The 505-nt window shown below is 61.0% G+C and carries 1 protein-coding gene; it reads left to right on the top strand.

Annotation, left to right across the window (positions count from 1 at the left end; all coding sequences use genetic code 11):
* A partial coding sequence (locus KW839_RS27320; RefSeq protein WP_218426045.1) for an Ig-like domain-containing protein occupies positions 1–505 on the top strand: 505 nt, incomplete at both ends.

Raw genomic sequence — 505 nt, 5'->3', positions numbered from 1 at the left:
ACACCTCGACGCTGAACATCAGCGTTACACCGGTCGACGACAGCTTCACCGACGCCAGCGAATCGGTCTCCACACTGGAAGACACCGCCCTCACAGGCAGCGTCCTCACTGGCACAACCAGCGTCGACGGTTCGGTCAGCGTCGTTAACTTCACCGTCGCGGGCGTCACCGGTTCGTTCAACGCCGGCCAGACCGCGACCATCGCCAACGTCGGCACCCTGGTGATCGGAGCGAACGGTGAATACACCTTCACCCCGGCTGCCAACTACAACGGCACGGTGCCGACCGTCACCTACACCGTTACAGACGGTTCGGGAACCAATGACACCTCGACTCTGAACATCAGCGTCACCCCGGTCGATGACAGCTTCACCGATGCCAGCGAAACCGTTGCGATCAACGAAGACACCGCGGCGACCGGCAACGTATTGTCCGGTACCTTGAGTGTTGACGGTCCTGTTAGCGTGGTTGACTTTACCGTCGCGGGCGTCACTGGCACGTTCAC

This window comes from Pseudomonas sp. PDM31 (assembly GCF_019218965.1).
GTDB lineage: Bacteria > Pseudomonadota > Gammaproteobacteria > Pseudomonadales > Pseudomonadaceae > Aquipseudomonas.
Note: the sequence above shows the minus strand (reverse complement) of the source record. Positions and strands in the feature narration are given on the sequence as shown.